11 protein-coding genes are annotated in these 13148 nt (G+C 39.9%); 4 read left to right on the plus strand and 7 right to left on the minus strand.

Translation table 11 applies throughout. The features are described 5' to 3' along the window. Positions 1 to 170 precede the first annotated feature (170 nt). The 4 genes from NSTC745_RS29470 to NSTC745_RS29485 are packed head-to-tail and all read left to right on the plus strand — an operon-like array spanning position 171 to position 4059. Positions 171 to 1130 (plus strand): glycosyltransferase family 10 domain-containing protein, encoded by a 960-nt coding sequence (locus tag NSTC745_RS29470; protein ID WP_445634169.1) that lies wholly within the window; start codon positions 171 to 173, stop codon positions 1128 to 1130. 3 nt (positions 1131 to 1133) lie between these two features. Continuing rightward, a complete protein-coding gene (locus tag NSTC745_RS29475; RefSeq protein ID WP_445634170.1) occupies positions 1134 to 2114 on the plus strand; it encodes an Npun_R2821/Npun_R2822 family protein in 981 nt (326 codons plus the stop codon). Positions 2115 to 2117: 3 nt separating this feature from the next. Beyond that, positions 2118 to 3008, plus strand: a complete 891-nt coding sequence (locus tag NSTC745_RS29480) for an Npun_R2821/Npun_R2822 family protein (protein WP_445634171.1) — start codon at positions 2118 to 2120, stop codon at positions 3006 to 3008. Between the two features lie 16 nt (positions 3009 to 3024). Further along, positions 3025 to 4059, plus strand: a complete 1035-nt coding sequence (locus NSTC745_RS29485) for an Npun_R2821/Npun_R2822 family protein (protein WP_445634172.1) — start codon at positions 3025 to 3027, stop codon at positions 4057 to 4059. Between the two features lie 89 nt (positions 4060 to 4148). On the opposite strand, the gene NSTC745_RS29490 is transcribed toward NSTC745_RS29485, so the two are convergent. From NSTC745_RS29490 to NSTC745_RS29520, 7 genes are all read right to left on the minus strand, one after another. Next, positions 4149 to 5033: a hypothetical protein gene (locus NSTC745_RS29490; protein WP_445634173.1), complete on the minus strand. Its 885-nt coding sequence runs from the start codon at positions 5031 to 5033 to the stop codon at positions 4149 to 4151. A 321-nt stretch (positions 5034 to 5354) separates the two neighbouring features. Continuing rightward, positions 5355 to 5726: a hypothetical protein gene (locus NSTC745_RS29495; RefSeq protein ID WP_445634174.1), complete on the minus strand. Its 372-nt coding sequence runs from the start codon at positions 5724 to 5726 to the stop codon at positions 5355 to 5357. Positions 5727 to 5968: 242 nt separating this feature from the next. Then, positions 5969 to 7717, minus strand: a complete 1749-nt coding sequence (locus NSTC745_RS29500; RefSeq protein WP_445634175.1) for an ABC1 kinase family protein — start codon at positions 7715 to 7717, stop codon at positions 5969 to 5971. Between the two features lie 375 nt (positions 7718 to 8092). After that, on the minus strand, positions 8093 to 9658 hold the full coding sequence (locus NSTC745_RS29505) for a lipopolysaccharide biosynthesis protein (protein ID WP_445634176.1): 1566 nt from the start codon (positions 9656 to 9658) through the stop codon (positions 8093 to 8095). A 76-nt stretch (positions 9659 to 9734) separates the two neighbouring features. Continuing rightward, positions 9735 to 10928, minus strand: a complete 1194-nt coding sequence (locus NSTC745_RS29510) for a glycosyltransferase (protein ID WP_445634177.1) — start codon at positions 10926 to 10928, stop codon at positions 9735 to 9737. Between the two features lie 29 nt (positions 10929 to 10957). Then, complete coding sequence (locus NSTC745_RS29515) at positions 10958 to 12364, minus strand: O-antigen ligase family protein (RefSeq protein ID WP_445634178.1); 1407 nt, start codon at positions 12362 to 12364, stop codon at positions 10958 to 10960. A 135-nt stretch (positions 12365 to 12499) separates the two neighbouring features. Next, positions 12500 to 12784 carry a hypothetical protein gene (locus NSTC745_RS29520; RefSeq protein WP_445634179.1) on the minus strand — a complete coding sequence of 95 codons (285 nt, stop codon included), beginning with the start codon at positions 12782 to 12784 and terminating at the stop codon, positions 12500 to 12502. Positions 12785 to 13148: the final 364 nt, after the last annotated feature.

Here is a 13148-nt window from a genome sequence, read left to right on the forward strand (position 1 = left end):
TGGTGTTACTAAATATGAAAATTTCACACAAAGTAAAATCTATAAAATCATCCAGAATTTACGCAACCGCAAAATGTAGAGACGTAGCATTGCTACGTCTCTACAAGGATTTTGGGTAATGCAGAATTAATTTTTGGAGATATATAAATGACATATTACAAATAACTAAAATGACCATGAAAACAGTAGGCATGATTAGCAGTTATCGAGGTTTAGAAACTAGAGCCGATTGGCTTTGGCAACAAACCCCCCATCAATTTGGAACCTGGAGCAATATCCAAATGCAAGCAATAGCAGCAAAACCTGATTTTCTGCTAATGTATCAATTTGATTTTCCCCAACCAGCACCGAAACAATCTTGGTTAGATAGCTTACGCAAACGCCAGCAGAAATCAGCCGTTAATGTTGATTCTCTACTCCGTGGCGTTCCCAAGGAACGGATTATTTATTTACTAAGAGAACCGCCTTTAGATGAAGTTTTAGAAATAACTAAACATAATTATCAAGAAGCCCAGAAATATTGTGGTTACATTTCTGGGCCTGATGATTTTGCTCCTACTCCCAATTATATGCCCGCTATTTGGTATCACTCAAATACATTTCAAGATTTGAATGAAATGCCACCTCCTCAAAAAGTTGCTCCATGTAGTTGGATTACTTCAGGAATTAACCGCACAGCCAACCATCGCCAACGTTTAGACTTTTTACAATCCCTACAATCCAGTGGCATGAAGTTTGATTTATATGGGCGGAATTTACCACAATGGGCAAACAAATCGGGAGAATTAAGTAATAAGTGGTATGGTATGGCGCCATACTATTACAATTTAGCAATTGAAAACTATGCTGAGAATAATTGGTATGTAAGTGAGAAACTTTGGGATAGTTTGCTTGCTTGGTGTTTGCCAATATATTATGGCGGGCCAGCTGCTGATAAATTATTGCCACCGGGTAGTTTTTTAAGATTGCCCAGTTTAGATGAAAAAGGCATTGCTTACATTAAAGAAGTGACAGCAACACCCGATGCTTGGTATCAGGCTAAAGATGCGATCGCCGAAGCACGTCAAATCATCTTACACAAACTAAATCTGCTTAATTGGTTGTCAGACTTTGTTGTTCAACACTCATAAATTATGAATGGTATTTGTACCCTAGCTAATGATTACGTTTTCGACCAACTGGTAGCTTTACTCAACAGTATTAATGTAATTTTAGGTAAAGAAACTCCAGTTTGTATCTATCCTTTTGACGATCGCACACAGCGAATTGCTGAGGAAATAGCTAATCGCCCCAATGTATTTATTTACGATAACCAAGAATCAATCGATCGCTGGGATCGATTTATGCTCTCAGCAGCACCAGAACGCTTGAATCGGAGTAAATTCCGTCTTTATGGCGCTCATCGTCGTTTTTGTGCTTTCGATGGGCCTTTCGATAAATTTATATATCTAGATGCAGACACCTTGGTGATGAATTCACTCGATCCGGTGTTTGAAAAGCTAGATACCCATGATTTTGTCGTCTATGATTTCCAATTCAAAGACGTTAGTAAAATATACAATGTTAAGTCTCCAAAATTGCTAGAAGTTTTTGAACAACAGCGTATTGATTCAGAAATATTTTGTTCTGGATTTTATGGTTCAAAACGGGGAATATTTGATTCCGAGCAAAGGAATTGGCTGATATCCAATTTACAAAACGGTGAAGCAGAGATTTTATATGAAGGTGCTGGCGAACAGCCACTGATTAATTACATGGTGATGAGGTCTAAGCTTTCTAGTTATAACTTTGCTCGCGAACTACCAGATAATTTAAAAACAGGATGTTCTGCAACATCAAAACATTTTGAACAACGAGAACATATTTTATATGACAAAGGCAACCGACTAACTTACATTCATTATATTGGTATTCCTCCTAATCTCACCCAAGCGGTATGTGCTGGAGAAAATATTGACTTTGCCTATCGAGATTTATTTCTTCATTATCGTTATTTACGGGAACCAGAAAAGCGTCCAGTATTTACAACTCCTCCCAAGAATTATGATGACGCTCCCACACCAAATTTATTCACAAGAGCTTTGCGAAAACTTAAGTTAATTAAGCAAGGATAATTTATGAGCAGGGGAATTTATATTGTTGCCAATGACCGGGTAATCGATAATGCGATCGCCCTACTCAATAGCATTCGTTACTACGACCCAGAAGTAACAGTTTATCTCATACCTTTTAACGAAAATTATCACAAGGTAGCAGAGCAACTTGCTACCTTACACAACGTGCAAACTTTCCCAGATCTGGAATTCATTGAGAAATTTACCCAACGCATCGGCGAAATTTTCGATCGAGATTTCCTCGCCCTACCAAATAAAATGCGTAAACTAGTGGCGTGGTTTGGCCCTTTAGATGAGTTTATTTATATTGATACTGATATTGTCGTTTTTGAAAAAATTTCTGACAATTTAGACAAACTTACAGAAGTAGATTTCTTCTGTTGTGATTATCATCACGCCAATGACAAGCTGCGAAATATTTTTTCGCCATTAGTGAAAGAACAGCAAATTTTTTCAGATACCCAACTTGAAGATGTTTTCAACAGCGGTTTTTGGGCTTCCAAAAAAGGAACAATTACCGAACAACAAATGGATGAAACTTTGCGCGAATGTGCAGCGCATCGGGAATATTTTGATTTTTCCGAAGGAGTTACAGACCAACCAATTCTCAACTATTTAATTCTCAAGCTAATTGCAAAACGCGGTAATCTTGTCAAAATTCCTGGAGGAGGGCCTGGTAGTTGGGCGGGTTCGCGAAATTTCCAACAGCAAGACTACGCGCTTTACGACCGAGGACAACGACTAAAATATCTGCATTGGGCTGGAACGCGCATTAAAAATGGTAGCCCTTATTGGGAATTGTGGCAACATTATCGCTATCTTCATGAGGGTAAATTTGCCTTGCTCGCCAAACTGACTAGGCGTTTATTTCCCTTTGCTTTTGCCCGTACATAATATTAGGAGTATCCCAATGATTGATGGTATTTATATCCTGGCAAATGATGTTGTTTATGACCAACTAATTGCATTGCTTAATAGTATAGAAGTCAATGCTGGTAGAAAAATTCCTATTTGTATACTTCCATATAACGATCGCCTAGACAAGGTAAAAGCTGAGATTGCATCTAGAGATAATCTCAGCTTATTTGAAGACTCTGATGCCATAGCTTACTGGGATAATTTTGCTACTCAGGTATGGAAAAATTACCCTAGAGCGCAAAAAACTTGGCGAGAATGGGGCTTTCCAGAACTTTATGAGCTACCCATGCATCGCAAATTTTGCGCTATTGATGGCCCCTTTGATAGATTTATTTATTTTGATGCAGATACCTTGTTAATGAGTCCAGTAGATTACATTTATGAAAAATTAGATAACTATGATTGGGTAGTCAACGATTTTCAGTATAAATCTGAATTAAAATTTGTTCTTGATGCTTCTCCAGAGCAGATTCAACAAGTTTTCAACATAGACAATTTGCAGTCTAGAATATTTTGTGCTGGTTGGTTTGCCACCAAGAAAAATATTTTTTCCCCAGCTATTAGAGCCGACTTGTTAGACAAATTAAAATCAGGTGAAGCTGATGTTATGGCTTTTTTAGCGCCTGACCAATCTTTATTTAACTACATGGTATTGAGAAGCGGCATTTCATATTATAACTTTGCTTGTCATGAGTGCGAACAGGCAACTGGTAATCACTGGAGTTCTCAATTTGATGTGGTAGATAATACCCTATACGACCAAGGTCGGCGGTTGACATACTTACACTATATGAGCATATCTTCTTCAGCTTTTACGCGGCTTTGTGGAGGTGAAGATGTTGATATTCCTTACCGCGATGTTTTCTTACATTATCGCTACTTAAAATCGCCGGAAAAACGCCCTCAAACTTTTACGCGCCCAAGCCAGTTAACGCTTTTGCAAAAGTCTACTAGCAAGTTTATTCAACAAAGAATTAGTAATTTTAAGCTCAATTACCGCAACTTCAAAGATAGAATTACTAAATAAAAGAGATTGTTGACTGTTAAATTAATACTGATTCTCCCCACACCCCCGTGTCTCCCTCTTCCCCAGTCAACAGTCAACCATCCCTACCGTTATCTGTAATAAAAATCAAAATTGCTCAAAGTTGCAAGTCTTAGGCGCAATGAACGATAGTAATAGCCGATAGTTCTATCTAGCCTAAGTGCCACCTTCTTGACGAGCGAACGCTTGGGGTATTCAATTGCTTCATGCTGTTGAAAATATATCAAACTTGCTTGTGGATTTGCTTGTCCTTTTTTAATTTTTTGTCGTTCTACCCAATCTTTAAAATAAACAATATCCTCCATAGCATCCCATCTAACTGCTAATCCTGCTTTAGCAGCAGCTAATCCTATTGCATAACCTACAGCACAAGTAAAACCGTTTAACTCACAATAATATGCAATGGTTTCCCAGTGCTTGAGAAATTCGATTTCCCGCCCATCTTGTCTTGTGACTGCAAATAAAACTTCCATCACAAACTGGGTATTATTATCTTCTAAATTCAAATCCAATTTTTGTGCTAACTTGTTAACAATTTCCAAATCTCTAATTCTTTTTGGCTTGTGCAAGTCATTGACTGAATCAACGTAAATTTTATTATGTTTGGCAATACTGGCACAACTTCTTGCTGTGATTCCAGGAAGAAATTTTAGATTTGGTGTTACTTTATCCACTATTCGCAGATCTACATCAACAAAAATGCAGGTATGAAATAGCGATAATGCTTTGGCAATTACAAATCTTTTATCGTGGTAACAGCCAATGCTTTGTTGTTGGTGGGGAAAAACTAAAACATGAGAATATTTACTAAATTTCTGTGGCTGATCCGTTAAAATTATCAGCTTGGTTCCAGGTGAATATTTTTCAATATCTTCAGCTAAAAGGAAAGCATGAGAGCGATATCTCTCGCCCAAGGCTAAGGTACAAAAACAAAAATCTTTATCTTCTTGAGTCATAGTTTATGAAAAATATTTGCTAAATAGATACTTTTTCCACAAAACTTTTATGCTCTGGTGTAGATAATCCCTGCTGTAAAACGGCTAAAACTTTACCTAAATCTCGCGATAATAATGCTGATTTAGCTAACCATAAACCTGGAAAAACTTCGGAGCAAACTATATCATCTGTATTTTCAGGACGAGTAAGCTTGTCGCCATTTTATAAAGGCAAAATTGTTGACACTTGGGCATTTGTGTCAGCAAATCTCATAATTTTCCAGGATGATGGCTAATTACTGACATCGTAATACAAATTAATTTGTAGTTAAGCCTTCTAAATCATCCCTCGGTATCTAAATCTAGAGATTGCATTCCTTTGGTTTGGACAAAGGTGAGCATACTTCCTAACTGTAACCACACTAATAAACAAGTCAGCAGACTAATTGGTAAACCAACTCCTAAAGCAAGTAAGGAGGGAAAACCAAATATTTCTAAGCCTGAAGACATAAATAAACAAACACCAGCAGTTATGCCGAGAAATGGCACAAATAATTGTTTTAATGAGGAGCTTGGCTTAGTATTTTCTGTACGGCTTGGCCATTTCTGCACAATTACTTTCAAAGTTCCAGATAATGCGATACCAGATGTTAAGGCTGTGAGAAAGCCTACAAGTAACAGAAAATAAGGTGGTTGCAAGGGGAAATAGTACATGGAAACTCCTGGTTATAAAAAGAAGAATTCAGAATTGAGGAATTAGAATCGGCGTTGCATAATTGCGGGATGATTTATCTCACGCAGAGGCGCAGAGGTGCAGATAGAATAAGGAGTTTAAGATTTCAATAGTTTGGGTTTCATCCCATAATTCAGCAACGCCTTAGAATCAATTAATGGGGGACTCAAACTCAGTTATTCTCTGATGAAGTAAGCTACATCCGCGAGTGATAATATAGAGTTCATTCTGAATTCTGAATTCTGATTCCTGAATTGTGAACTGACTGATTTCCAACCAAAGAACCAAGGAATGTAGCTTTTGGTAAAATCGCAGCTGCACCTTCTCTGGATAATTCTGTTAAAATCCCGATCGCTACATTAAATATACGATTCGGTTTTAAGTCATCTTTAACCAGGTTCCACAGCCGTTGGACTTCTTCGGTGTGCAGGCGGTCATCTTCGGTGAGAGCGATGACCAACTGTCGCCGCAGAAATTTGCCTTCTTCGGACACCAAATATTGAAATCCCATTTGGGCTGTGGGTACAACATCAAAGTTGCCATCGGTACGAGCGATTTCAATTAAATTTTCTAACCGCTGCCACTGGAATTTACCATCTTTAAATAGCACGTTCAATAGCCGTCGCCGCAATGCTGGCGATTCTCCCGTCAGCAATCGCCGTGCTATATATGGATAACCCACCTCAACAATTTTAAAATTCGGGTTGAGGCTCAAGGCAATACCTTCTTGAGTCACTAGGGAACGAATAATCAAAGCAAATTTCGCCGGAACTCGGAAAGGATATTCATACATCAGTTCCGAAAATTCATCGGTGATGGTTTTAAAGTTAAAATCGCCGACGTTTTTACCGATGGCGTTTCCCAACACCGCTTCTAATGCAGGTACGATTGGGCAAATATTTGTGTCTGGGGTTAAAAAGCCCAATTTTACAAAGTCTTCGGCTAAATCAGTGTAGTCTTTATTCACCAAATGCACTAACGCGTCTACTAGCGTTTCTTTGGTGGTTTCTTCCAACTGATCCATCATGCCAAAGTCTATGTAAGCCATACGGCCATCGGGCATTGCAAACAAGTTACCTGGATGGGGGTCTGCATGGAAGAAGCCGTGTTCTAACAACTGCTGCAAACCTGAGGTAACGCCGATTTGAATGATGGCTTCTGGGTCTAAACCTGCTTCCCGGATGCGTTGGGTGTCTGTTAGCTTGAAGCCGTTAATCCATTCCAGGGTTAAAACGTGGGTATTCGTGTAACGCCAGAAAATGCTGGGAACTTTTACCTGGGGGTCGTTGTGGAAGTTGCTGGCAAATTTTTCGGCGTTGCGACCTTCATTAATATAGTCAATTTCTTCAAATAACTTGGTGCCAAACTCGTCCACAATTAAAGTCAGGTCGTGACCGAGATTCAGAGGTAACCAAGGAGCCAGCCAACCCGCGGCCCAGCGCATCAAATATAGGTCGCGTGTGAGAACCGGCCGTAAGTTGGGGCGTTGCACTTTGACTGCGACTTCTTCCCCAGTAATCAAACGACCGCGATATACTTGACCCAAGCTAGCCGCAGCTACAGGCGTCGCTGACAGTTCGCTAAAACTTTCGTGAATCGGGCGGTTGAGTTCGGTTTCGATAATTTGGTAAGCGATCGCATTATCGAATGGTGGTAACTGGTCTTGTAACTTCACCAGTTCTTCTAAAAAATCTTTGCGTATCAAGTCTGGTCTAGTGGAAAGTGCTTGACCAACTTTAATAAAAGTCGGCCCCAGACCTGTGAGCAGTTTTCGCAACTGGATAGCTCGCTTTACCTTGTTCTGCTCGACTTTATCTCGCCATTCGTCCAACTTTATACTTAGTATAAATCCTGCAAAAGACCAGAGAATTCTCAGCAATCGCCCCCAAGCTTGCCAGGGACGGTAACGGTAGTAGCGAGCGATCGCTTCTGGATTGTAGCCTTTTAGCTGAGCAGGTTGATACTGACCCACGGCTTTATTTGCCTCTTCAACTATTGAAATTTACACTTTTGTTGGCTTCTTTCCTGAAGTGCAAGTTAATTGCACGTACAGGATAGGGATAGTCTTTTATCTAAAGCGATCGCAACTTTATCCGTTTCGGATACTGTTCGAGGCAAATTTAGCCTATATTGCTGCTTAGATTTGTTTATCTTTTTCTTAATTATACTTTATAAAACTACAACTACTTATCTATCTCTCAGATGATTTTATCTTTTCTTAACTATTGTTGATAAAAATATAAATATCTATATATACAAATTCGATAGCGATCCCAAGACTTAGTAACTATATTTACTATCAGCAACAGATGATCGCAGTACTATTACAGTCTAAGATTTCATGGTTTTAAAACTCAGGCAGCTTCAGCCAAGCTTTTAGCTTTCCCTGAATACTTTTACGATGATAGTCTTCTAAAATACTCATCCATAGTGAAGTTAATAAAACAACGCCACAAATTACTGCGGTAGTTACAATTACAGTCCATTCTGAAGTTATTCCTAACAAAAACAGACTTTTCTTCCCTAGCCAAGACAGGCCCAAACAGCATACCAGGACAGTAGCCCACAAACCAACTACCTGACGTAAATAAATGCCAAAGTTGAGATGCAAACGCACCATTGGTCTGTAGACTCCATACCAATTGTTTGTTAGTATCTGTGCGAACATTGTTGCCATTGCTACCCCAAGTAAACCCAAAGGTTTAATCAAAATCCATGTAAATATTAAGTTCAGAACACCTGAGGTTAAAGACCAAGGAGCATACTTTTCATCCTCTGTGGCTCGCGAGCTTGTGATTAAAATTACATGTTGGGTTTCTAGAGTTACGATAATACAAAAAATCAACAAGACATCAAGACCAACAAAGTTACCCTTACCCAACCACAATTTGATAAAATCTCCACCTGCCACAATCAAAAATGCAACTCCCGCAGCCACGATGGACAATCCTATGCGTGCATTGCGTAAAGTCATTCGGTGAATATCTGCTAAATTCCCGGCTTGCCATGCTTGGCTAATAAAAACTGCTGAAGAACCTGCAAAAGCAATCGCAGCTTGAGAAATATTAGATATCAAATTATAGGTAGCTTGATAACTGGGAATATATTGAGAACCCTTAAATAGAGCAATAAAATAAGTATCGGTGCGTAAAATTAGAAACGCTCCTAAATCAGTTAACCACCAATATAAAGAAGGCTTAAATAGTGCCTTAGCATATTGAATATTCCAATTGCCCTGAAAAAGCAATAAATTCGGAAAACGCCAGCGAATAATTGTGATAAATATTAGCCGCTGCATTAAACCAGCAACTACAGAAATTGTCGCCAAGGCTAATAATCCGCCTCCCAACATAACTGCAATCATGTTGCTGAATATAATTAAAAAATAAGTTAAGACCGCAATTAGACCATCCCAACCAACATATCCCATACCCGCCAGTAAGCAGTCAAAGTAAGATAACCAAACTGCGATCGCGTAACCGGCACACATCAATGTCCAAGCCCAAAGTACTTGTTCTTGAGACACTTCATGTAACTCAATTTTACTGATTAAACCGTAACCCAAAACCCACGCTATCAAAAAAACAGCTACTGCTAACCATTGTAAAATTAACCGACCAGTAACTACTAAATCTCCAATATGTTGCTGAGTCTCATCTGTTAATTCTACTTCTGGATCGAAGCCGCTTTTTCCTTTTGCCAAAGCTATATGCCGCGTTAAAGTTGGGGTGATTCCTAAAGACAATAACCATAAAAAAGATTGACTATTACCTAGTAAATACCACAGTCCTAATTCCTCTTTTCCCATAAATCGAAAAAGAGTCGGAGTCAAAACTAAGCCCGAACAAATTATCGACACCCGACTTAGCCAAGAAACACTGACTGCAAAAGCAATTCGTCGAGAAATTGACATAATAATTAGGGATTGGGGAGTTAGGAGTTAGGAATTAGGAGTTATTAGTTATGAAATCTGAATTATGAATTTTCTTTTAATTAATATTTTTAGAATATATTTTTTCTGGTTGAAGAATCGTTTGTAAAATCACATTGCGGTAGGATAATGCAATAGTATCCCAGCTAAAACGTGAAGCATTTCTAAGTGATTTTTGAACCCAATCTCCGCTCAAGACTTTGGCAATAGCAGCAGCATAATTATCTATATCTGTGACATCGCACAGAATTCCAGCATCTCCAACCATATAGCGACGCATTTCATCGTCTGTGGTAACTATTGGTAAACCACTAGCCATTGCTTCTAAATAAGAAAGCGCACATGGTTCGTTAATCGAAGGTAAAGTGAATGCATTCACACTTCGATAAACTTTGGGCATTTGATTACTGGGAAAGATTTTGATGGCAAAGCGATCGCTTCCCAACAAGCGATCGCCTAAGGATTGAAAGTATGCTCGATCTATACCATCTCCACAAATGAGAAGACTAACTTTTGGTAACGAAGCTACGGCTTTAATGGCAAGTTCAACTCGTTTGTGACTGTGACGATTGAGAGAAGCTACACACAAAACTAGAGGTTTGTTTAAACCCAAGTCTAGATGTTCTCCTTGTGGTGTAAACCGGTTCGTATCTACACCGTTAGGAATAATGGTAGTAGGTTGAGAAGGTCGTAAAGTTCGCACAAAATTAGCCATAGCTTCCGAAAAAACTACCAGACGATCGGGACGAAATCGCAAATTACGTGCAAGCGATCGCCCTTGGGCTAACAACCCAGTATGTTCGGTATAAATAATCGGCGTACCAATCAGGGCACGGACAAAAGCTGCCATCGCTAAACCTCCGTAATCATTGCAGGGAAAAATTAAGTCGGCAGGGTGTGTGAGTAGCCGGAATGCACAAGGGATAAAGCTTGTAAAGTGTTCGATCGCGATGTCAGAATGGGTAAAAAAACGTTTCAGTAGGGAAGCGATCGCTAAATTATTCAGAATCTCACGCGCCTTTGTGCGGTCAATACCACCAGCTGGATAGTAAAACTGACTACAGCGATCGCCTGCTAATAATTCCACATCAAAGTACGTACTGAGGCGTGAGGCAAGTTCTATAGCAAAAATCTCCGAGCCACCACTCCAGTTAACTCCCGCACTCGGATGCACTAAAACCACTCGATAGGATCTTTGATGTCGTGCTGTCATCTGAGCGTGATTATCAGTATCGATCGAGCGCTGAATCATAAAAAATTTATTTAGATACACAGTTATCCCTACTCCCCACTCCTCAAATTCAGATTTGGTCGATCCCAATTCCAAGTAGCAACAGCAAACAGAGTCCACCAATAGAAAAAGAAGGTTGTGTGGCTCCAAATATTCTCAGTAATCATGCCGACAGCCGCGGCTGCAAGAATAGCTAACAATACCCGACACAAATCTTGCTGAGCTTTAGTAGAAGAAGTGCGCCGAACTAACTGAATTAAATGTGCAGCTTCGATACCAAGAAAGAATAAAAAAGCTAAAAGCCCAAAGATTCCGCCTTCTACTAAAGCTCGGACATAATCATTGTGGGCGTAGTTATTGTAAATAGTTAAATAGCGGCTAGTTGCTAGACCATAACCCAAAATAGGCGACTGCTCCCAAGCCTGTATGAGTAAAGACCACTGAGCAAGCCGCCAGTTAAAACTATTACCGTCTCCGTGCGACAACAAAATTGCCCGCGATATATCTAAATCTGGATTTAACAACGGTGTTTGAGTTAAAGAGGCGAGGCGTTGTTGTCCAAATTCAGTGCTGCCAAATAAGCCTATAACTACTACAAATAAAATTACTCCACCAATCAGATTAATCAAACTCAATCTTGGTGCAATCAAAACCAAAATCAGAATACCCAGCATTATTAAGCTAAACAAAGTTTTAGTACTCACATAGAAAAAGCCGAGTACAACAAGCAATATTAGCCAAGGCCAACGTTGCTGGGACTGATTAAGTTTCCAATAAGTCAAACCAATGAACAGCAATAAAAAAGTCGCAAAGGTATTAGCCAGACCAAGGGTGCCATTAATTCGAGAAATCTCTCCAGAGATTGGGTCTTTGGTAGCTTGGAGTACGCCTGGTAGCATCGAAACAGGAACAAGCATCTGCATTGTTGCTGCCGTCAAGGGTAAGATGAGAGCGAAAAATAATGCTGAAATAATCTTTTGTGGATGCAGTCGGTCTTGCAGTTGCATTACTAGCAAGTACACCATTAGCCAAGAAAAAAGGCGCACCCACTCGCGGATGCTGTCTAGGAAAGCGCCAGCATTTAACTCCTGTTCTCCCAAAGGTATGAGTATGACTCCCAAGCCTTGGAGAGCTACCCAACCTGTAAAAAACCACCAAAATTTATCAGTACGTACTATCCGACCAGTTAGTAATGTGACTGCCACATAAAGTAAAGTTAGGACATCCACACCAATGGCGAATAGAGGGGGGATTTGTCGAGCAGAAAAAGGATCGAGGGCACTACGTAAGATTAATAATCCGAGTACAGTTTGCTCGAAGCTGGCAAAGAATAAAAAAACTACTGCGATCGCGCCCACCATCAACCCCAGATAAACAGGCATAATTGCTGTGAGTAATCCAATTCCCACACCTGCCAACCCAATCTTCGGTATCAAGGAGCGTTGACTCGTCAACATCTTCATAAATTTCACAAAATAGCTGATACAGATATATCGGTAGGAGCGTACAGATGTACATTGGTGTCAACTTAAGCTCAAACAGTTATCCCACATACGTTTCATCCGACCCCCAACCCCTCTCGTAGCCAAGGGCTACGGTGTACACACAAGTCTCTCAATCTGCACCTTTGTTGCATCGCTTTGCACCTTTGTTGCATCGGCTTGCACCTTTGTTGCATCGGCTTGCACCTTTGTTGCATCGCTTTGCACCTTTGTTGCATCGGCTTGCACCTTTATTGCATCGGCTTGCACCTTTGTTGCATCGCCTTGCACCTTTATTGCATCGGCTTGCACCTTTGTTGCATCGGCTTGCACCTTTGTTGCATCGGCTTGCACCTTTGTTGCATCGGCTTGCACCTTTGTTGCATCGAAAAGCAAAAATTTAGGACTTACGCATTGACAGAAAATACCAAATATGTGTGTTTAAAAAACCACATCTGTCATAGGGGCACAGCACTGTTCCCTACACCCAGGGTCTATTTATCATCAAAGAATGATTAATAAAAGGCTGAAACGACCTATGCATATAAACTCACACCATGATTAATTTGTACAGTGCCTAAGTCCTAAAATTAACCTTCTGTGTCTTACACAACAACTCTGAAAGACTTGTGTGTACGCGGTAGTTGCCAAGGGGAGGGGTGGTTTTGTCTAAAGCCAAAACCGGGGTGGGGTAACGCGGATCTTGGTGGTAAGTGAGATAGCTGAATATCACATCTTTACAAGGGTTTAACGTAAGTTG

It is taken from the genome of Nostoc sp. DSM 114161, assembly GCF_052692665.1.

Bases quoted from the DNA above. Each gene is read 5' to 3' on its own strand.
- NSTC745_RS29470 (WP_445634169.1), top strand. From the start codon at position 171: ATGACCATGAAAACAGTAGGCATGATTAGCAGTTATCGAGGTTTAGAA.
- NSTC745_RS29475 (WP_445634170.1), top strand. From the start codon at position 1,134: ATGAATGGTATTTGTACCCTAGCTAATGATTACGTTTTCGACCAACTG.
- NSTC745_RS29480 (WP_445634171.1), top strand. From the start codon at position 2,118: ATGAGCAGGGGAATTTATATTGTTGCCAATGACCGGGTAATCGATAAT.
- NSTC745_RS29485 (WP_445634172.1), top strand. From the start codon at position 3,025: ATGATTGATGGTATTTATATCCTGGCAAATGATGTTGTTTATGACCAA.
- NSTC745_RS29490 (WP_445634173.1), bottom strand. From the start codon at position 5,033: ATGACTCAAGAAGATAAAGATTTTTGTTTTTGTACCTTAGCCTTGGGC.
- NSTC745_RS29495 (WP_445634174.1), bottom strand. From the start codon at position 5,726: ATGTACTATTTCCCCTTGCAACCACCTTATTTTCTGTTACTTGTAGGC.
- NSTC745_RS29505 (WP_445634176.1), bottom strand. From the start codon at position 9,658: ATGTCAATTTCTCGACGAATTGCTTTTGCAGTCAGTGTTTCTTGGCTA.
- NSTC745_RS29510 (WP_445634177.1), bottom strand. From the start codon at position 10,928: ATGATTCAGCGCTCGATCGATACTGATAATCACGCTCAGATGACAGCA.
- NSTC745_RS29515 (WP_445634178.1), bottom strand. From the start codon at position 12,364: ATGTTGACGAGTCAACGCTCCTTGATACCGAAGATTGGGTTGGCAGGT.